The 18,643-nt window shown below is 61.2% G+C and carries 17 protein-coding genes and 1 tRNA gene; 8 read left to right on the top strand and 10 right to left on the bottom strand.

Annotated features, from left to right (window positions below):
- The first annotated feature begins 71 nt into the window (after positions 1-71).
- Entirely contained in the window at positions 72-995 is a 924-nt protein-coding gene (locus tag RHE_RS19360; protein WP_011426987.1) for a YihY/virulence factor BrkB family protein, read from the top strand.
- Here the strand turns inward: RHE_RS19360 and gluQRS are convergent.
- Positions 960-1,841: a tRNA glutamyl-Q(34) synthetase GluQRS gene (gluQRS, locus tag RHE_RS19355; protein WP_011426986.1), complete on the bottom strand. Its 882-nt coding sequence runs from the start codon at positions 1,839-1,841 to the stop codon at positions 960-962. The genes RHE_RS19360 and gluQRS overlap by 36 nt on opposite strands.
- On the opposite strand from gluQRS, the gene RHE_RS19350 reads away from it, so the two are divergent.
- The gene (locus RHE_RS19350) at positions 1,840-2,532 is read left to right on the top strand and encodes a DNA-3-methyladenine glycosylase family protein (RefSeq protein ID WP_011426985.1); all 693 of its coding nucleotides are present in this window, start codon (positions 1,840-1,842) and stop codon (positions 2,530-2,532) included. The genes gluQRS and RHE_RS19350 overlap by 2 nt on opposite strands.
- Before the next feature lie 111 nt (positions 2,533-2,643).
- Positions 2,644-3,201 (top strand): HNH endonuclease, encoded by a 558-nt coding sequence (locus tag RHE_RS19345; protein WP_011426984.1) that lies wholly within the window; start codon positions 2,644-2,646, stop codon positions 3,199-3,201.
- Positions 3,202-3,211: 10 nt separating this feature from the next.
- Here the strand turns inward: RHE_RS19345 and RHE_RS19340 are convergent, their stop codons facing one another.
- Together RHE_RS19340 and RHE_RS19335 are read right to left on the bottom strand one after the other, a co-directional pair.
- Positions 3,212-3,727 (bottom strand): disulfide bond formation protein B, encoded by a 516-nt coding sequence (locus RHE_RS19340; RefSeq protein ID WP_011426983.1) that lies wholly within the window; start codon positions 3,725-3,727, stop codon positions 3,212-3,214.
- Between the two features lie 22 nt (positions 3,728-3,749).
- Positions 3,750-4,346 (bottom strand): YqaA family protein, encoded by a 597-nt coding sequence (locus RHE_RS19335; protein ID WP_011426982.1) that lies wholly within the window; start codon positions 4,344-4,346, stop codon positions 3,750-3,752.
- Between the two features lie 196 nt (positions 4,347-4,542).
- On the opposite strand from RHE_RS19335, the gene RHE_RS19330 reads away from it, so the two are divergent.
- Positions 4,543-4,833 (top strand): hypothetical protein, encoded by a 291-nt coding sequence (locus RHE_RS19330; protein ID WP_011426981.1) that lies wholly within the window; start codon positions 4,543-4,545, stop codon positions 4,831-4,833.
- A 27-nt stretch (positions 4,834-4,860) separates the two neighbouring features.
- Here the strand turns inward: RHE_RS19330 and RHE_RS19325 are convergent, their stop codons facing one another.
- The gene (locus RHE_RS19325; RefSeq protein WP_011426980.1) at positions 4,861-6,606 is read right to left on the bottom strand and encodes a cation:proton antiporter domain-containing protein; all 1,746 of its coding nucleotides are present in this window, start codon (positions 6,604-6,606) and stop codon (positions 4,861-4,863) included.
- 209 nt (positions 6,607-6,815) lie between these two features.
- Between RHE_RS19325 and RHE_RS19320 the strand changes: the two genes are divergently transcribed.
- Together RHE_RS19320 and RHE_RS19315 are read left to right on the top strand one after the other, a co-directional pair.
- Positions 6,816-7,097 carry a hypothetical protein gene (locus tag RHE_RS19320; protein WP_042119051.1) on the top strand — a complete coding sequence of 94 codons (282 nt, stop codon included), beginning with the start codon at positions 6,816-6,818 and terminating at the stop codon, positions 7,095-7,097.
- A 167-nt stretch (positions 7,098-7,264) separates the two neighbouring features.
- Positions 7,265-7,552 carry a hypothetical protein gene (locus RHE_RS19315; protein WP_011426978.1) on the top strand — a complete coding sequence of 96 codons (288 nt, stop codon included), beginning with the start codon at positions 7,265-7,267 and terminating at the stop codon, positions 7,550-7,552.
- A gap of 203 nt (positions 7,553-7,755) precedes the next feature.
- On the opposite strand, the gene RHE_RS19310 is transcribed toward RHE_RS19315, so the two are convergent.
- Together RHE_RS19310 and RHE_RS19305 are read right to left on the bottom strand one after the other, a co-directional pair.
- Positions 7,756-7,840, bottom strand: a tRNA-Leu gene (locus RHE_RS19310).
- Between the two features lie 124 nt (positions 7,841-7,964).
- A complete protein-coding gene (locus tag RHE_RS19305) occupies positions 7,965-9,260 on the bottom strand; it encodes an MFS transporter (RefSeq protein WP_011426977.1) in 1,296 nt (431 codons plus the stop codon).
- Positions 9,261-9,386: 126 nt separating this feature from the next.
- Here RHE_RS19305 and RHE_RS19300 point away from each other — a divergent pair, with 126 nt between their 5' ends.
- Complete coding sequence (locus RHE_RS19300; RefSeq protein WP_011426976.1) at positions 9,387-9,965, top strand: TetR/AcrR family transcriptional regulator; 579 nt, start codon at positions 9,387-9,389, stop codon at positions 9,963-9,965.
- A 67-nt stretch (positions 9,966-10,032) separates the two neighbouring features.
- Here the strand turns inward: RHE_RS19300 and RHE_RS19295 are convergent, their stop codons facing one another.
- Positions 10,033-11,013, bottom strand: coding sequence for an aldo/keto reductase (locus RHE_RS19295; RefSeq protein WP_011426975.1), 981 nt, complete (start codon positions 11,011-11,013; stop codon positions 10,033-10,035).
- Positions 11,014-11,209: 196 nt separating this feature from the next.
- Between RHE_RS19295 and RHE_RS19290 the strand changes: the two genes are divergently transcribed.
- Positions 11,210-12,862 (top strand): AMP-binding protein, encoded by a 1,653-nt coding sequence (locus RHE_RS19290; RefSeq protein WP_011426974.1) that lies wholly within the window; start codon positions 11,210-11,212, stop codon positions 12,860-12,862.
- Here the strand turns inward: RHE_RS19290 and RHE_RS19285 are convergent.
- From RHE_RS19285 to secA, 3 genes are all read right to left on the bottom strand, one after another.
- Complete coding sequence (locus RHE_RS19285) at positions 12,837-14,114, bottom strand: GNAT family N-acetyltransferase (protein WP_011426973.1); 1,278 nt, start codon at positions 14,112-14,114, stop codon at positions 12,837-12,839. The genes RHE_RS19290 and RHE_RS19285 overlap by 26 nt on opposite strands.
- Positions 14,115-15,530 carry a lipopolysaccharide biosynthesis protein gene (locus tag RHE_RS19280; protein WP_042119049.1) on the bottom strand — a complete coding sequence of 472 codons (1,416 nt, stop codon included), beginning with the start codon at positions 15,528-15,530 and terminating at the stop codon, positions 14,115-14,117.
- A 177-nt stretch (positions 15,531-15,707) separates the two neighbouring features.
- Positions 15,708-18,422 carry a preprotein translocase subunit SecA gene (secA, locus tag RHE_RS19275; protein ID WP_011426971.1) on the bottom strand — a complete coding sequence of 905 codons (2,715 nt, stop codon included), beginning with the start codon at positions 18,420-18,422 and terminating at the stop codon, positions 15,708-15,710.
- Positions 18,423-18,643: the final 221 nt, after the last annotated feature.

Raw genomic sequence — 18,643 nt, 5'->3', positions numbered from 1 at the left:
TGATTCCTGTACAAAATGGGACTCGTTTCCCATATTCGGCCAGAGGATACAATCTGGAAGCCGGGGACGGAATGCGGAAGGTGCTGCGCACGATCTACGACGTGGTCTATGACGCGATCTGTCACATGGTCGAGGATGACGGATTCGCCATGGCGAGCCACGTGGCGCTGTCGAGCCTGCTCGCAGTTTTCCCATTCCTGATCTTCGGTACCGCACTTGCAAGCTTCCTAGGCGCCGATCAGTTTTCCTCTACCGCCATTCACCTGATCTTCGACACCTGGCCTGAAGCGATCGCCAAGCCGCTCGCCGACCAGGTGCTGCAGGTCCTGACCATTCAGCGCGGCGGGCTGCTGACGATCTCGGTGCTGGCGGCTGCCTATTTCGCCTCGAACGGCGTCGAAGCGCTGCGCATCTCGCTCAACCGTGCCTATCGGGTGCAGGAAACGCGGCCGTGGTATTTCACGCGCCTTGCCAGCCTCGGCTATGTGCTGATTGCCGTCATCATCTTCGCGGCGATCAGCATTCTGCTGGTCGCCGTGCCATTGGCTCTCGACTATGCCCGGAAGTGGCTTCCGCTGTTTGCCGATACGCTCGACGTCGTCTTCAGCTGGCGCATCTACGGCACCCTTGTCGTGCTCACCATCGGCCTGCTGGTCATGCATCTGTGGCTGCCGGCCGGCAAACGGCGGGTGTTCGACGTAATTCCGGGCGTGCTGCTGACGCTGCTCCTGTGGCTCGCCGGCGCGTTGGTCTTTGCCTATTATCTCGCGACCTTCGCCAATTACACCGCGACCTATGCCGGTCTCGCCTCGGTGATGATCGTGCTGATCTTCCTCTACATGGTCGGCGTCATCTTCATCATCGGCGCAGAGATCAACGCGGCGCTGATCAAGTTCCGCGTCTTCCGGATGTTCTCGCACACGCTTTCGATCGTCGGCAGAGAGCGTGTCAAACGTAGATCAGAGCCCGACAAGGCGGCGAATATCGGCCCCTGACATGCCTCGGGCACGCAATTCGGCAAGTCCACTGTCACCTTCGCTTTTCGAAAGCTTGCGGCCATCGGCGTCGAGGATGAGACGATGATGGTGATAGAGGGGCTGCGGCAGGCCGAGCAACACCTGCAGCAGCCGGTGCACCGATGTGGCGTGGAAGAGGTCGAGCCCGCGCACCACATGGGTGACGCCCTGCAGCGCATCGTCGACGACGACCGAAAGATGGTAGCTCGAGGGGGCATCCGAGCGAGACAGGATGACGTCTCCCCAGACCTCGGGTTCGGCGGCAATCTCCCCGGTCCTGCCGTCGCCGGTTTCGGTCCAGAACAGCAGTTCGCCGATCAGGTCGAGCGCCTTGCGCATATCGAGCCGCCAGGCATGTTTTTTCCCGGAGGAAAGGATATCCCGCCATTCGGTCTCCGGCCGCTCACGGTCAATCGGCGGGTAGTGCGGCGTGCCATCGGGATCGCGCGGCCAGGATTGCCCCGTTGCCTCGTAGGCGGAGACACGCGCCTTCACCTCGCCGCGCGTCAGGAAGGCCGGGTAGACCAGGCCGCGTTCAATCAACGCGTGCAACGCCGCCTGATATTCCGGGAAATGTTCCGACTGGCGCCGCACAGGGCTCTCCCAGTCGATGGCAAGCCAGTCGAGGTCCCTCAGGATGCCGGCCTCGAACTCCGGCGTGCAGCGCGTCTGGTCGATATCCTCGATGCGCAGCAACACGCGACCATTCCAGGCGTCGGCCATGTCGCAGTTCAAAAAGGCCGACAACGCATGGCCGAGATGCAGCGGCCCGTTCGGACTCGGCGCAAAACGAAAGACAGGTTTTTGACGCTCGCTCGTGGTCATGCTTTCTTCTGCCACGGATTTCAGTTTCGAACCACTGGGAGGACGCGTGCAGATCATCCGCAACGACGATGACGTCAGGCTGGGGCTCGAAGCATTGCTGCGTCTCGATCCGCGCCTTGCACCAATCGCGGCGGAGGCAGGGCCTATTCCATTGCGGCTGCGCGAACCCGGTTTTGCCGGCCTTGCCCATATCATCGTGTCGCAAATGGTCTCGCGCGCCAGCGCCGAGGCGATCTGGCGGCGCATGCTGCCGGCGGACGGGCCGCTGACGGCCGAAGGTTACGTGCTGCTTGCACCCGAGGCCTGGCGGGAATTCGGCCTATCGCGCGCCAAGGCCGACACGTTGTCGCGGGTTGCGGAAGCCGTTGCCTCCGGCCACCTCGATCTTTCCGGTCTCTGCCTGAAGCCACCGGACGAAGCGCTTGGCGAACTCACCGCCTTGAAGGGCGTCGGTCCATGGACGGCGCAGGTCTATCTGATGTTCTGCGGCGGCCACGCCGATGTCTTTCCGGCCGGCGATGTCGCGCTGCAGAACGCCGTTGGCGCTGCGCTTGGACTTGCGGCGCGGCCGCAGGCAAAGCCGCTCGCCAGGCTTGCGGAAATCTGGTCACCATGGCGCTCGGTGGCGGCCCGGCTTTTCTGGGCCTATTACGTCACGAAAATGCGGCGCGACATGGTGCCGATCGGCTGATCGGCCACACTCTTCAAATTGCCTTTATCCTCTGAATTTATTGGACTTCACAATCCTGTAACAACCGGCCTAATATACAGGAGCAGATGCCGAATCGATCAGGAGAGTCCCTTGACGATTGCAGTCTCCCCGCAGGCCCTGCCGGCGCTCGTCCTGAACGCTGACTATCGGCCGCTGAGTTATTATCCCTTGTCGCCCTGGTCCTGGCAGGACGCGATCAAGGCGGTATTTCTCGACCGTGTAAACATCATCGCGGAATATGAACATTCGGTTTCCTCACCGAGCTTTTCGATGCGGCTTCCCAGTGTCGTGTGCCTGAAGACTTACGTTCAGCCATCCCGCAATCCGGCTTTCACCCGGTTCAATGTCTTCCTGCGCGACAGGTTCGAGTGCCAGTATTGCGGCTCGAACGACGACCTGACTTTCGACCACGTCATCCCGCGTGCCCATGGCGGCGAGACGACGTGGGAGAATGTGGTGGCGGCCTGCTCGCCCTGCAATCTGCGCAAGGGCAGCAAGCTTCCGAAGCAGGCGGGCATGTTCCCGGCGCAGAAGCCCTATCAGCCGACGGTGCAGGATCTGCACAATAACGGCCGGCTGTTTCCGCCCAACTATCTGCATGAAAGCTGGCTCGACTATCTCTACTGGGATACCGAACTGCAGCCCTGATAGGCTTGCCTCACGCAGATTTGCGGACGCCGACGAAGGCGAAAACTGCGAGCAGGATGCCGGCGATCACGTTCCAGCCTGCAAAGGACAGTCCAAGCACCCGCAGCGCTGCATCGGTGCAGGATGGTCCTTTGATCGTATTGAGCTCGGTCAGTAGATCGCCGGCATTGCTCGTCATGCTGTTTGCGGTCGTCGAGCAGGTCGCCGGTCCCGCCCAGAAATGCCATTCCACGCCGGCGTGATAGACGCCCATGCCGGCCGTCACCAGCATCAGGATGCCGGCCGCAAGCAGCATTGCACGGGAAATCCAGTTCGGCAGACCGGCAAGCTCGCAGATGGCAGCGAGAATGGCGATCGGGATGGCATAATAATAGGGCTGGCGCTGCAGCAGGCAGAGTGCGCAGGGAATATAGCCGCCGATATATTGGAACCCGAGCGCGGCGCCGACCACCGCCGCCATGCCGATAGCAAGGGATATGGAATAGATAAAGCCGGGGCGGGCGAGCGGCGAGGAAGTGGCAGTCATGGCGGAACTCCGCAAAGTGGGCCTAGTGAGCAAGTAGTTTGTAGGCGATACCGAGCATAATCAGCACGGCAGCACCGACGCCTACGATCTGGCCGAGACGCTTCTCGATGAAATCGCGGATCGGTTCGCCATAGCGACGCAGCAGCCAAGCCAAAAGTAGGAACCGGGCGCCGCGAGCGACAATGGCGGAAATGACAAAGAAGCTCAGATTTATACCGATGGCGCCCGCCATAATGGTTACGACCTTGATCGGCGGCAGATGGGCCAAGCCGGAGGTCACCAAAAACAGCAGCAAAATTTCCCATTCGCCATGGATCGAGTTTCGCAGCTGTTCGAAATCATCGAATTTGCCGTAGAATTCGAGAATCGGCCGCGCCACCGTCTCGTAGGCGTAATAGCCGAGCGCCCAGCCGGCAATGCCGCCGAGCACGGAAGCAACGGTAGCGATCAGTGCATAGCGATAGGAGCGTTCCGGCTTGGCAAGTGCCATCGGCAGGAAAAGCACGTCGGCGGGAACGAGAAAGACGGAGCTTTCGACGAAGGCGATGACGGCGAGCCAGACTTCAGCCGATTTGCGCGCGGCCAGAGACATGGTCCAGTCATAAAGTCTACGGAGCATTCCATTCCTTTCCTGTTGCGGTGCAAAAAGCTTTAGGTGTCGTGCGAGGCGCTGTAAATGCTTGCCCGTGTCCTTCGCGCCACCGCGGCTCAAAAAAAATCGTGATCGGCGGCATTCCGCCCTTTCCAAGGTTTCATGGGATGGCGAATCGGCCATTGTGAGGCGGGTTATTTTTTCGGCCGCAGGGTGGCGTGAGATGAAATTCAAAGTGATCGAGGGCGGCCGCGGGCAGGTCGCTCGGGTGGAAGTATGTCCTGAGGCGGGTTGCGGGCCAAGCCGCGACGATGTGCGCCGGGAGGCGGCGCGACGGCTCGATGCAAGCGGCTATCATACATCCCGCGTCCGGGAATTTGCGACCGGCGCGCCGATGCCGGGAGCGCTGAGATATTTGTCGCTGCAGCTCGATTTCGTCGCCGAGGCGCTGTCGAGGCTCGATCCCATCCCTTTGGATTTTCGCTCGGATGCTTACTGGCCAGCCTTTTCTTGAGATAGCCAGCGCAGTGTGATCGCCGTTTCAGGACAGATCCATCGACTTTTCCCATTGCTGACGCAGAACGTTCATTTCCGTGCGTTTCTGCGCCATTTCGCTGACGATGGCGCGCAGATTGGGATGATGCGACATGAACATGTTGAAATCGCGCCGCTCGAGCACTTCGAATTGGCAGAAGTCGACGGCGATGACGTCTGCCGTGCGCCTTCCGCCGCTCAGCAACGCCATTTCGCCGAAGAACGCGCCCGGTTCCAGGCGGATCGCACCGCTGGCAAGCCGCACTTCGACCGCGCCTGAGGAAATGAAATACATGCTGTCGCCGCGATCGCCGCGACGGATGACACGTTCGCCGGGCGGAGCCGACTTCGCCTTGAAGAGCAGCAGCAGCTCTTCCTGCGCATCCTCCCCGACCTGGGAGAACAGCGGGAAGGTTTCGATCAGCTGCTGCATCTTCAGCTGATGCTGGCGTTCGCGTTCTTCGCCGAGCGCCCTGATCTTTTCCAATTCTTTGCCAAGCGTCTTTTGCCTCTTTCTGCCGAAGCTTTCGAATAGGGAGGGCCATTGCGCATGGATATATTTCTTCAGGCCGTCGGTTGCGACGATCACGATCGGGTTGAATGTGATCGACAGGATCGCTGCGGCAAGGATCAGATCCTGGCCTTCATGCGGCAGAAGCCCGAGCGAGACGCCGAGGCCGGCGAGGATGAAGGAAAATTCGCCGATCTGGGCAAGGCCGCCCGCCAAGGTCAGCCCCATGCCGATCGGATATCGCAGCAGCATGACGATGGCGAAGGTGATGACGGCCTTGCCGAGAATGACGAGCGCCAGGGCGCCGATCACGGCCAGCGGCTGGCGCACCAGGATCGAGGGGTCGAAGAGCATGCCGACCGAGACGAAGAACAGCACGGAGAAGGCGTTCTGTAAGGGCAGCGAATCGGCCGCTGCTCTGTGGCTGAGCTGGGATTCGCTCATGACGACGCCGGCGAAAAAGGCGCCGAGTGCAAAGGAGACGCCGAAAATCGCCGCCGAGCCGAAAGCGATGCCGAGCGCGATCGCCAGCACCGTCAGCGTGAAGAGTTCGCGCGAGCCGGTGCGGGCGATCATCGTCAGCAGCCAGGGCACGATACGGGGACCGAGGAAGATCGCCATGGCGGCGAAGGCCAGCACCTTGAACAAGGTCAGTCCGATCGTCAGCACCAGCGGCAGCTCACCGAGGCCGTGATTGGTATCGAGGGCGTGGCCGCCGAGAAGCTCTGCCAGCGCCGGCAGCAGCACCAGGGCCAGCACCATCACCAGGTCCTCGACGATCAGCCAGCCGACGGCGACGCGCCCGCTCGGCGCATTGACGAGATTGCGTTCCTCCAGCGCCTTCAGGAGCACGACCGTACTCGCCACCGAGAGGCTGAGCCCGAAGACGACGCCTGCGCCGAGGCTCCAGCCCCAGAGCATGCAGAGACCGATGCCCAGCAGAGTGGCCAGGATAATTCGGCCGATCGCGCCCGGCACGGCGATCCCGCGTACAGCGAGCAGGTCGGAGGCGGAAAAGTGCAAGCCGACGCCGAACATCAACAGGATGACACCCATTTCGGCGAGCTGGCCGGCAAGGGCGGTATCGGCGACGAAGCCCGGCGTGAACGGGCCCATCAGGATACCGGCCATCAGATAGCCGACGAGCGGCGGCAGCCGCAGCCGGTCGGCGCCGTAACCGAGGACAGCCGCGAAAACAAAACTGACGGCGACCGTCGCAATGAGTCCTACTTCCTGATGCACGTCTGCCCTCGCCGGATGGTAACGGTCGCCACCTTGGACGAAGCGCAAGCAAAATTAAACAGTTGATTTGCGTTTTGCGACTGCTCTGGGAGGTGTCGGTTTAGTCGCGAACAATAAATTCCGCTTCCATTCCAGGATGCCAGGTTTGCCGCTGGTGTCGGAACCACTTCCCTTTTGCTTCGTTGGCCCTTTAGACAAGGAGAAACGACATGAGAAAGATGATTCTGAACTGTGCCGTGACGGCCCTTGCCGCCTGCTCGTTTGCAGGGCCTGTTTTCGCCGACAGCGTCTATGTCAGGGAGCGTTCCTATGACGATGACTATCGTTACGAGCGGGTGCGGCCCGGCATCACCATCAGCGAGCGCGGCGTGACCTTCGGCGTTCGCGAACGCGAGCATCGCCGCTACCGACATGATGGCTGCGAAACCAGGAGCGTCACCCGTCAGACCGATGAAGGCGAGGTGACCAGGACGGTCAGGCGCTGCTATTGACGAAAATTCGCGACAAAGACGAAACCCGGCTCCCGCAAGCCGGGTTTTCGCCTTTCGCGTGGCACGAAGCGCAATGCGGTGGTGGAAGTGATCAGGCGGTGTTATGAGCACCCCTTCGTTCGAAGCGCATTTTCGGCGCACAGAACCCCGCACAGGAATTATTCAGTATGATTGAGCTTACCCCATCCCAGATCGTTGCACTCAAACTCGCCAAGGATGGAGATCTCTATCCTCAGCCGGCGAATAAATGGACGCATCAGAACGCGACTGTGACCTACGCAAAGACCGACCGCTGGAAAGAGCGGCCGCAGAAGGTGAAATCGATCACGGCAAAGACGTTGGGCGAGTTGAAAGAGCCGGGCTTGCTCGAGCGGCGGCACCTCGACGATGACGCATCAAAAGATGTCTACGGCATCACGATGGCCGGCAAGATGTGGCTGCTGAAGAACAAGTAGTTTCGAGCAGATGTGAATTCGTTCCGTGCTTCCGCGTCAGCTTGATGGTGCGGAGGCGCGACACAATTGTATTCGGGACGATGGTGCCGCTAAGCGGAGCATAATCGAACCAGTCCTCCCTCGTTCCTGACGGAACTGCGGCGCGACGCCTCCGCTTGGCTGCTCTCCTCGGCTCGCCGAGTCGAAGCTCACACATCGGAGGCTGGTGCCCCATGCCGGGGTCGAACCAGCACTTCTTTCGAAACTCGATTTTGAGTCGAGCGCGTCTACCAATTCCGCCAATGGGGCAACGGATCCAGACGAGGCGGGTGTCTAACATGCGAGCGGGCGCGCGCGCAAGACGGGCGGGCGAAGTTATCGCGGCAATGCAGCGGGAAATCCGGCCTCGTTACGAGGCCGGGTCCTGTCGATCTCAACGAGCGGCGGCAGGTGCCGGGTTGGTCAGGCCGGACTTCTTAAGCGTGATTGCCAGGAGCGAAGCCAGCAGGCAGAAGGCGCCGGCGACGAAGAAGGCGGGCAGGTAGCTCGACAGCTCCGTGCGCGACAGGCCGGCCCCATAGGCGGCGGTGGCGGCGCCCAGCTGGTGGCCGGCAAAGACCCAGCCGAAGACGAGGCCGGCCTTTTCGCGGCCGAAGCGGTCGGCGGCAATCTTGACGGTCGGCGGCACGGTGGCGATCCAGTCGAGACCGTAGAAGATGGCAAAGACGGAGAGGCCGTAGAAGCTGAAATCGCTGAACGGCAGATAGAGCAGCGAGAGACCGCGCAGGCCGTAATACCAGAAAAGCAGCCAACGATTGTCGAACCGATCGGACAGCCAGCCGGAGCCGATGGTGCCGAAGAAATCGAAGATGCCCATGACGGCAAGCACGCTGGCGGCGGCCACCGGCACGATGCCGAAATCACCGCAGAGGGTGACGAAATGCGTCTGGATCAGACCGTTGGTGCTGAGGCCGCAGATGAAGAAGGTGGCAAACAGGATCCAGAAAGTCGAGGTCGTCGAGATTTCGCGGAGCGTGGTGATCGGCGTCGTCAGCGCAGCGCTGAGCGTCGTGCGGGCCGGTGCCGGCGCGACATGGGCTTCTCCCAGGGACGGCAGGTTCACGTCCGAAGGGCGGTCACGCATGAAGAGAAGGACGAGAAGGGCGGCAAGCATGATCATGGCGCAGACGAAGAATACGGTGGCACGCCAGCCGTAACGGTCGGTGAGTTCTGCCATCAGCGGCAGGAAGACGAGCTGGCCGGTTGCCGAACTTGCCGAAAGCATGCCGACGACAAGGCCGCGGTGCTTGACGAACCAGCGCGTCGAAACCGTTGCCGCCAGCACCATGGCCGTCAAGCCGGTGCCAAAGCCGACGACGATGCCCCACAGCGCCAGCAGATGCCAAAGCTCGGTCATGAACAGCGAACCAACGAAGCCTGAGCCGATCAGCGCCATTGCAAAGACGATGACCTTTCGCACGCCGAAATAATTCATGAAGGCAGCTGCGAACGGACCCATGAAACCGAAAAGGAGCAAGCGAATAGCCAGTGCGGAGGAAATCTGCGACGTTTCCCAGCCGAACTCGTCCTGGAGTGGCTTGATGAGGACGCCGGGCGCGCCCATGGCGCCTGCCGTCACCAGCATGGTCAGGAACGTCGCGGCAACGACGACCCAACCGTAATGAATGTTGCGCCGCGCAAGGGAGGAGGCAAGAACTGCTGAAACCATGAGGGGATTCCATTCGAATTCAGGTGGGGAAGATACAGAGCCGCTTTACATGATGGTCATCATATTTGTTGCTTATTGATGATGGACATCATATATTTTGTCAAGAGATGATTTCTGGAGATGAAGATGCGGGTCAGCCGCGAAAAATTTGCCGAGAACCGCGAGAGAATCCTCACTGTTGCCGGCGTGCTCTTTCGCGAGAACGGTTTCGACGGTGTCGGCGTCGCCGACATCATGAAGGCGGCGGGGCTGACTCATGGCGGCTTCTACGGCCACTTCGGTTCGAAGGACGAGTTGGCGCTTGAGGTCAGCCGCAAGCTGATCGACAAGGTCGAGAGGCGCTGGAAGGAACATATTGCCGAGTCTCCGGACAGGCCGCTGCAAGCGCTTCTCGACCATTATATCCACTGGCGCACTGTTGACGATCCAGGCGGCAGTTGCGTCTTCGCCACCTTGATCCAGGAGGTGAGCCGCAGCCGCGGCGCGGTCCGCGCGGTCTTCAGCGACGGTCTGTCCGTACTGGTCGACACACTTGCCGGTATCGTTCCCGGCGAGACCGAAGAGGAGCGCCGCGCCAATGCCGCGACGACGCTCTCATCGATGATGGGGGCCGTGATTCTTGCGCGCGCCGTCGAGGACAGGGGACTTGCCGAGCAGTTCCTGGTGACGATGCGTCGGCAGCTCGATCCCGCCAGCCGGAGATAGTCCCGAGCGCCGAAGCCGAGGGCCCGACCCTCTCCACGCCAGTGTCTGCCGATCGAGATGCCGGCGGCTATTTGAAGCCGGCGATGGCGTGCGGGATGTAGGGCGCTTCGAGTGCCGCGATTTCCTCGGTGGTGAGTTTGACCGATAGCGAAGCGACGGCGTCCGTAAGGTGGTTCGGTCTGGTTGCGCCGATGATCGGCGCAGTGACCACCTTCTTCTGCAGGATCCAGGCCGTGGCGACCTGGGCGCGGGAAATGCCGCGGGCTCCGGCGATTTCGGCGACGGCATTGACGATCTTGCGGTCGGCATCGACGGACTGAGTGTAGAGCGTCTTGCCGAATTCGTCGGTTTCGCTACGCGCCGTCGTCTCGTCCCAGTCGCGGGTCAGGCGTCCGCGGGCCAGCGGGCTCCAGGGAATAACGGCGATCTTCTGGTCTTCGCAGAGGGGCAGCATTTCGCGCTCTTCCTCGCGGTAAAGCAGGTTCAGGTGGTTCTGCATGCTGACGAACTCGGTCCAGCCGTTCAGCCGGGAAACGTAGAGCGCCTTGGCGAATTGCCAAGCATACATCGATGAGGCGCCGATATAGCGGGCCTTGCCCGATTTGACGATGTCATGCAGCGCTTCCAGCGTTTCCTCGATCGGCGTCGTATAGTCGAAACGATGGATCTGGTAGAGGTCGACATAGTCGGTGCCGAGGCGGCGCAGGCTGTTGTCGATCTCGTCGAAAATCGCTTTGCGCGACAGACCGGCCCCGTTCGGGCCCGGCCGCATGCGGTTGAACACCTTGGTCGCAAGCACGATGTCCTCGCGTTTAGCGAAGTCTTTGATGGCACGGCCGACGATCTCCTCCGAGGAGCCATTGGAATAGGTGTTGGCGGTGTCGAGGAAGTTGATGCCGAGGTCGATCGCCTGCTTGATCATCGTCCGGCTTTCCTCTTCCCGCAGGCTCCAGGCATGATTGCCGCGGCCAGGATCACCGAAGGTCATGCAGCCGAGGCAGACTTTCGAGACTTCGAGCCCGGTCTTTCCGAATTTGACGTATTCCATGAAACGCTCCAAGACTTGAGATAACCCCGCGCGGCGTTTCATGATCTAGTGCGCAACCGCCAAAGTCGCAGGGGCTGAATGAACAATCTGCGGACTATTCGGACAATGGTGCGTGATCGGCCACCGTTTTTCACTGCGGCTTGCGCATCCGCGCCGCAAGGTGTTAGCTGGTGCAGCATTTCACCGGAATTCGACTATGCGACTGCCGTCCTTCGATCGTTATGGCGATCTCTACCGTGATTTTTCCTGGCGGATTCCGGAAGATTTCAATATCGGCCGCGCCGTCAGCGACGAATGGGCGGCGCGAGATCCGGAGCGCGTCTGTCTGGAGCATTTCAGCCCGAACGGCGACCATCTTTCACTGACCTATGGTGAACTTTCCGCGGCCTCTTCGATGTTCGCCAATGCGCTGGCATCGCTCGGCATCAAACGTGGCGATCGCGTCGCTCTGCTGGTGCCCCAATCCTTCGAGACTGTGATTGCGCACGTCGCAATCTATAAAATCGGCGCGATCGCCCTGCCGCTGGCGCTGCTGTTCGGCGTCGAGGCGCTTGAATATCGGCTCAGAATCTCAGGCGCGGCGGCAATCATCACCAATGATTTTGGCCTTGATCGGGTCCGGCAAATCCGCGATCGCCTGCCGGAGCTGCGACATGTGATCAGTGTCAGCGACGCTGCCGACGCCCTCTCCTTTGCCGATCTGATCGCCTCGCATGCGTCGGTCTTCGAAGGAGAGAAGACGACGCCCGACGATGCGGCGCTGATGATCTTTACCTCGGGTACGACGGGGCCGCCCAAGGGCGCATTGCATGGCCACCGTGTTCTGCCCGGGCATATTCCCGGCATGCAGTTCGCCCATGAAGGGTTTCCCAAGGTAGGCGACAAGGTCTGGACCCCGTCCGACTGGGCTTGGGCCGGCGGTCTGCTCAATGCGTTGCTGCCGAGCCTTCTGCTCGGCGTTCCCGTCGTCTCGTCGCCGGCGCAGAAATTCGATGCAGACACGGCCTATCGGATCATGGCGGAGATGAAGGTGCGCAATGCCTTCATCCCGCCGACGGCGCTGCGGCTGATGCGTTCGGTTTCCGATCCGCGGTCGAAATATGATCTGGTGCTGCGCACCGTCGGTTCGGCGGGAGAAGCGCTCGGCCGCGAGACCTATGACTGGGCGCGGCGCACGCTCGGCATCACTGTCAACGAATTCTACGGCCAGACGGAATGCAATTTCGTGCTGTCGTCGAGTGCCGCCTTTGGCGTCACCAAGGCGGGCGCCATCGGACGCGCGGTGCCCGGCCATCGCGTCGCGATCGTCAGCGAGGCCGGCGACGAACTGCCGGCAGGCGAATCCGGTCAGATCGCCATCGCCAGTCCCGATCCCGTCATGTTCCTCGGCTATTGGAACGATGCGGCGGCGACCGAGCGAAAATTTCTTCACGGCTGGTTGCTTACCGGGGACATCGGCCGGCAGGACGAAGACGGCTATGTCACCTTCGAAGGCCGCGACGACGACGTCATCACCTCGTCCGGATATCGCATCGGCCCGGCCGAGATCGAGGATTGCCTGACCGGCCATCCCGCTGTGCAGCTTGCCGCGGCCGTCGGCAAACCCGATGTGGTGCGCACCGAGATCGTTAAGGCCTACATCGTGCTGTCACCCGGTCATTCGCCGAGCGAGGCGCTGGCGGCCGAAATCAGGGAATGGGTGAAGATGCGGCTTTCGATGCACGAATATCCCCGCGAGGTGGAATTCGTCGAGTCATTGCCGCTGACGACGACCGGCAAGGTCATCCGCCGGCTGCTGCGGGAGAAAGCTGCGGCGGAAAACTCTAACCCCGGCCGGCGAGCGACATGATCTTCTCGCGCAGCATCTTCGCCACGTTCCGCGTGCTGCGATACATGTGGAGCTGGGCGGCGGCCTGGCGCATGTCGCGGTCACCGTTCTGAGTCAGGCCGATGACCAAAGTTCCCATCTCCTCGCGCTCCTGCCAGAAACGGCTCATGATCGGATGATCGGAGACGGCGCAGGAATCCGAGCGCACGATATTGGCGTCATCGAGGTGCCATTCCGTGAGTTCGCTCATCAAGAGCTTGCCCGGCGAATAGCGGGCATAATTTTCATCATAGGCGGTCTTCCAGGTATAGGCTTCGCCGCCCATCATCAACACCACGATGGCGGCGATCGCTTTGCCGTTGAGATCGATCGTATGGATGCGCACGGCGTCGACGGCGGCAAGGTTTGAGACGGCCTCGCGCGCGAAGGCGGTATGATAACGATCGGTCACGAGAGCGCTTCGCCGTTTGCCCTTCCAGCCGCCGGCCTCCATCGCCAGGAATTCTTCGAAACGGACGTGGATGTCGCGCGGCTGGCGGGCGACGGCATAGACCACCGTTCCCTGCTCCTCCAGCAGGCGCCACTGGCGACGCATCTCGCGCATATGTGACGACGAGATGGTTTTGCCGAGATAGGCGGGCGCCTCCTCCTCGCTTTGCAGCATCGGGCGCAGATAGGGATTGGTCACGGTGAGCGGAAGGTTGCGGCTGAGCGCCACGGCCTTAAGCATGCGCACGAAAATGCCGTTCAATCTCAGATCCGGCAAGACCAGCGTGCTCGGCAGGTTGAGATCGGGAACGATCAGTCCCTCGAAGAAATTGTCGAGCGTTTCGGCCGCATCTTCGCTGTCGACGAGCGGCGTTCCGAGCGGGCCGAAGCTGTTCGACCAGCCGCGGATGATGGAAGGCCCGACGGCAAAACCTGGTCTGTCGACGGAAAACGGCAGGAGGAAGCGCATGCGGCTGCGGCCGGCGCCGTGGTCGCGGATGAGGGCGAAATTGACCTGCCGATCTTCGATCCGCGGCATGGCGGGCGCAAGGAAGCGGCCGGAGAAAAAGACGTTTGGTTCCATCGCCCGGTTGGACAGGAAGTCGAGCTCATCCTGAAGTTCGTAGCCGAGCTTGCCGGGATAGAGGCAGAGCTCGCGCCCCGGCCGGCCGATCTCGGTGCGGGCTTCGGCCTGCGGCGCTTCGAAATGCAGCGCCGCGAGATCATGGATCATGCGGTTGGTGATGCTGTCTGTGCTTTCGGTGACGGGGGGCAGTCGCACCATCTATCGAACTCTCATTTCTGGCGTTGCGGCGGAGGGGCTGGCGAAGGCGAACAGGACGAAGCCGAGCGTGCGGCGGACGGCAACATGCAGGAGGATAGCCTCGACTGCCATGGCCGAGGCCGTGGCGACGGCGGTGCCCTCGATGCCGTAGTGCGGGATCAAAGCAAGGTTGAGGCCGACATTGGCGGCCAATGCGGCGGCGTAGAGCGCCACACAGAGGTTCTGCTTGCCCGCCATCATCAGCAGCGTTTCGGCCGGGCCGACCAGTGACTTGGCAAGGATGCCGGCGAGCAGGATCGCCATGACAAGATAACCTGACATAAAGGCGCCGCCGAACAGTGACAGCAGCAGATGGCCGGCCGCGAGCACCGCGAGACCGACCGCCAGCGCCGGCCAGAAGGTCCAGCGGGCGGCGTCGGCAGCGGCGTTGGCGAGCTGGGATTGATCGCCTTCGGCAATGATCGAGGAAAAGCGCGGGCCGGAAGCGGCCTTGACCGAGAAATTGATGAAATGCACCAGCGCCATGGTCTTGGCGGCGGCGAAATAGATAGCGACGTCGTGCGGTTCAAGGAAAATGCCGACAACGATGACATCGGAATTGGTGAGCAGGAAACTTACGCCCTCAATGAGGAAGATCGGGAAGGCGACGCCCAGCCAGGCGAGGAAATCGACCTTGCTTGGACCTTTGTCATAGTGCCGGCGGAGGCGGAAGAGTGTCGCGCCATACTGGCCGAGAGCGGTGACGAAGGTCGCGACAAGCGCTGCCTGCATGGCAGTGACAGCCGTATGCTCTGCACCCCTCGCAATCGCGATCAGCATGAAGGCGATAATAAGGATCGGCCGGATGATATAGACCGGGCTCAGCGCCATCACCGGCCAATGGTTCGCCCGTGACGTGCCCTCCAGAATATCGCCGAGCGCGATCATCGGCATGGCAAGCAGGCCGATGAAGATCGGAACGAGATAATAAGCTTCGATCATATCGCCGAAGAAATGCAGCCCGATCATGCCGGCGGCGAGCATCACCGTGCCGGAAAGCAGCGCGAAGGTACGCGCCGTGCCGGTCAGGCCGCGGATCTCCTCGAAAGCGCCCGCCGCCTTGTACTGCGGCAGGAAGCGGACGATGGCGGTGTGGAAGCCGAGACAGGAGAGATCGCCAACGACGACGATCAGCACCCAGACGAAAACGAAGATGCCATATTCATATTCGCCCATCAGCCGTGCGAGCACGATCTGCGAGATAAAGGCCAGCGCGGCGCTGAGGATGCGGATCGAGAAGGCCGTCAGCGCCATGCGCCGGGCCGCGGCCTTTTCTCCGCGTTCAGTGAGCATGGCGGCAAACATGCGCAGCATACGGCCGCCGATCGGGCGCAGGCCCGCGGGCAGCAGTTTCTCCGCTGTTTCTATGACCGCCATGATGAACACGCAAAACTCTAAAGGTCAGGCAAATCGTCCCTGAAGTCTTGACAGGACAGGGTTAAGAAACGGTTCCAGATCGGCCGCCATTCGGCCGGGAGGCCCGAGTTTTCGGGGCTGCCGCAGAAAAGAAAATGCCGCCTTGAAGGCGGCATTTCTAGCTTCTCGCGATTTGCCTCAGACCTGCTCGAAAGCGCCGTGGCAATGCTTGTATTTCTTGCCGGAGCCGCAAGGGCAGGCCTCATTGCGCCCGACCTTGCCCCAGGTGGTAGGGTCCTCCGGATTGCGGTTTTCAGGCGAGACGATGACTTCGGAGGCCTGGTAGATCGGGGCGAAATCGTCCTCCCCGGTCGTCGGATCGAGATGATGGGCCTGCATCAGCGGCGGTTCCGGCTCAGCCGGCGCCTGCTGCACCAGCTCGACGCGCATCAGCTGGGCGGTGACGGCCTCGCGCAGATTGTTGAGGAGGCCGGTGAAAAGTTCGAAGGCTTCCGACTTGTATTCCTGCAGCGGATCGCGCTGGGCATAACCGCGGAAACCGATGACGGAGCGCAGATGGTCGAGGTTGACGATATGCTCGCGCCAGAGATGATCGAGCGTCTGCATGACGATCGAGCGTTCGACATAATGCATGATGTCGTCGCCGAAGCGCTCGGCCTTTTCGGTAAAGGCGGCGTTGGCGGCTTGCGTCAGGCGCTCGCGAATGTCGTCTTCGCCGATGCCTTCTTCCTTGAACCACTCCTCGATCGGCAGATCGAGGTTCAGGATATTTGCAACGCCGGTCTTCAGGCCGACGGCATCCCACTGTTCGGCATAGGCGCGCTCGGGGATATGCTTCTCGACCAGATCCTCGATCACTTCGCGGCGCATGTCGGAGACGGTCTCGGAAATATTGGTCGATTCCATCAGTTCGAGACGCTGCTCGAAAATCACCTTGCGCTGATCGTTGAGGACGTCGTCATACTTCAGCAGATTCTTGCGGATATCGAAGTTGCGGGCTTCGACCTTCTTCTGCGCGCGCTCGAGAGCCTTGTTGATCCAGGGATGGACGATCGCCTCGCCCTCCTTGAGGCCGAGCTTGGTCAGCATGCTGTCCATGCGGTCGGAGCCGAAGATGCGCATCAGGTCGTCCTGAAGCGAAAGGTAGAATTTCGAGCGGCCGGGATCGCCCTGGCGGCCGGAGCGGCCGCGCAGCTGGTTGTCGATGCGCCGGCTCTCGTGGCGTTCGGTGGCGATGACGTAGAGACCGCCGGCGGCGAGCGCCTTCTGCTTGAGCTCCTTGATCTCCTCGACGATCGCCTGGACCCTGGCGTCGCGCTCCGGACCGGCTTCGAGTTCGCCGAGCTCGCGCTCGATGCGCATATCAAGGTTGCCGCCGAGCTGAATGTCGGTGCCGCGGCCGGCCATATTGGTGGCGATCGTAACGGCGCCCGGCACGCCGGCCTGGGCAACGATATAGGCTTCCTGCTCGTGGTAGCGAGCGTTCAGCACCTGGAAATCGTTGAAGCCCTGCTTGCGCATACGCTCGGCGAGCAGTTCAGACTTCTCGATCGAGGTAGTGCCGACGAGCACCGGCTGACCGCGCTTGTGAGCGTCGAGGATCTCCTCGATGATGGCCTTGAACTTCTCGTCGAAGGTTCGATAGACCTCGTCGTCCTCATCGATACGCTTGATCGGCAGGTTGGTCGGGACCTCGATGACGTCGAGATTGTAGATGTTACCGAATTCTTCCGCTTCCGTCTGCGCCGTACCCGTCATGCCGGCGAGCTTGTCGTACATGCGGAAGTAGTTTTGGAAAGTGATAGACGCCAGTGTCTGGTTTTCCGGCTGGATCTGCACCTTTTCCTTGGCTTCGAGCGCCTGGTGCTGGCCTTCCGAATAACGCCGGCCCGGCATCATGCGGCCGGTGAATTCATCGATGATGACGACTTCGTCGTTGCGGACAATATAGTCCTTGTCGCGCTGGAAGAGTTTGTGGGCCTTCAGCGCATTGTTGATGTGGTGGACGATCGCGACGTTCTCGATGTCGTAGAGCGCGTTACCTTTGAGAAGGCCGGCCTGACGCAGCAGGTTTTCCAGCTTCTCGGTCCCCTCCTCGGAGAAGTTGGCGGAACGCTGCTTCTCGTCGATCTCGTAATCACTGGGCGCGAGCAGCGGAATGAAGGCGTCGATCGTATTGTAAAGCTCGGAGCGGTCGTCGAGCGGACCGGAAATGATCAGCGGCGTGCGCGCCTCGTCGACGAGGATCGAGTCCACTTCGTCGACGATCGCGAAATTGTGGCCGCGCTGGACCATCTGGTTCTTCTCGTACTTCATATTATCGCGCAGATAATCGAAGCCGAGTTCGTTGTTGGTGGCATAGGTGATATCGCAAGCATAGGCCGCGCGGCGCTCCTCGTCGGAGAGGCCATGGACGATGACGCCGGTGGTCATGCCGAGGAAGCCGTAGACGCGGCCCATGGTCGCGGCATCGCGCTGGGCAAGATAGTCGTTGACGGTGACGACGTGCACGCCCTTGCCGGAAAGCGCGTTCAGGTAGACCGGCAGGGTGGCGACAAGGGTCTTGCCTTCGCCGGTCTTCATCTCGGCGATCGCATTCGAGTGCAGGATCATGCCGCCGATCAGCTGTACGTCGAAAGGTCGCAGACCGAGAACGCGGCGCGAGGCCTCGCGCACGACGGCGAAGGCGGGAATCAGGATGTCGTCGAGCGTCTTGCCTTCGGCGAGGAGGGCGCGGAATTCGACGGTTTTTGCCGCGAGCTGCTCGTCCGTCAGCGCCTTCGTCTTCTCTTCGATGGAGTTGATCGCGGCGACGTTCGGCTGGTAGGACCGCACGCGGCGATCATTGGACGACCCAAATAACTTGCGGGCTATACCGCCAAAGCTGACCATATGACTGGTCCTTTCTCAATATTCATCCGCGACGTTTCTTGTTCGCGGCCCAGCCGAAAATAAGGCGCACGCCTTGAAACGCCCGGAAACTGTTCTGGACGCGAGGTTGCGTGACAGATAAGAGGGGGGTCGAATGATGTCAACGGATTTGGCGGATACAGAAAGGCCACAATCCGGTGTTGATGGCTATTTTGAGCTGGAATAGGCGATGCTGAAGCCGG

Origin of the sequence: Rhizobium etli CFN 42 (assembly GCF_000092045.1) — a bacterium.
GTDB lineage: Bacteria > Pseudomonadota > Alphaproteobacteria > Rhizobiales > Rhizobiaceae > Rhizobium > Rhizobium etli.
This window is presented reverse-complemented; position numbering and strand designations above follow the sequence as displayed.

Coding starts and splice junctions, on each gene's coding strand:
- RHE_RS19360 (WP_011426987.1), top strand. CDS start 72: ATGCGGAAGGTGCTGCGCACGATCTACGACGTGGTCTATGACGCGATC.
- RHE_RS19350 (WP_011426985.1), top strand. CDS start 1,840: ATGCTTTCTTCTGCCACGGATTTCAGTTTCGAACCACTGGGAGGACGC.
- gluQRS (WP_011426986.1), bottom strand. CDS start 1,841: ATGACCACGAGCGAGCGTCAAAAACCTGTCTTTCGTTTTGCGCCGAGT.
- RHE_RS19340 (WP_011426983.1), bottom strand. CDS start 3,727: ATGACTGCCACTTCCTCGCCGCTCGCCCGCCCCGGCTTTATCTATTCC.
- RHE_RS19335 (WP_011426982.1), bottom strand. CDS start 4,346: ATGCTCCGTAGACTTTATGACTGGACCATGTCTCTGGCCGCGCGCAAA.
- RHE_RS19330 (WP_011426981.1), top strand. CDS start 4,543: ATGAAATTCAAAGTGATCGAGGGCGGCCGCGGGCAGGTCGCTCGGGTG.
- RHE_RS19320 (WP_042119051.1), top strand. CDS start 6,816: ATGAGAAAGATGATTCTGAACTGTGCCGTGACGGCCCTTGCCGCCTGC.
- RHE_RS19315 (WP_011426978.1), top strand. CDS start 7,265: ATGATTGAGCTTACCCCATCCCAGATCGTTGCACTCAAACTCGCCAAG.
- RHE_RS19305 (WP_011426977.1), bottom strand. CDS start 9,260: ATGGTTTCAGCAGTTCTTGCCTCCTCCCTTGCGCGGCGCAACATTCAT.
- RHE_RS19300 (WP_011426976.1), top strand. CDS start 9,387: ATGCGGGTCAGCCGCGAAAAATTTGCCGAGAACCGCGAGAGAATCCTC.
- RHE_RS19295 (WP_011426975.1), bottom strand. CDS start 11,013: ATGGAATACGTCAAATTCGGAAAGACCGGGCTCGAAGTCTCGAAAGTC.
- RHE_RS19290 (WP_011426974.1), top strand. CDS start 11,210: ATGCGACTGCCGTCCTTCGATCGTTATGGCGATCTCTACCGTGATTTT.
- RHE_RS19285 (WP_011426973.1), bottom strand. CDS start 14,114: ATGGTGCGACTGCCCCCCGTCACCGAAAGCACAGACAGCATCACCAAC.
- RHE_RS19280 (WP_042119049.1), bottom strand. CDS start 15,530: ATGGCGGTCATAGAAACAGCGGAGAAACTGCTGCCCGCGGGCCTGCGC.
- secA (WP_011426971.1), bottom strand. CDS start 18,422: ATGGTCAGCTTTGGCGGTATAGCCCGCAAGTTATTTGGGTCGTCCAAT.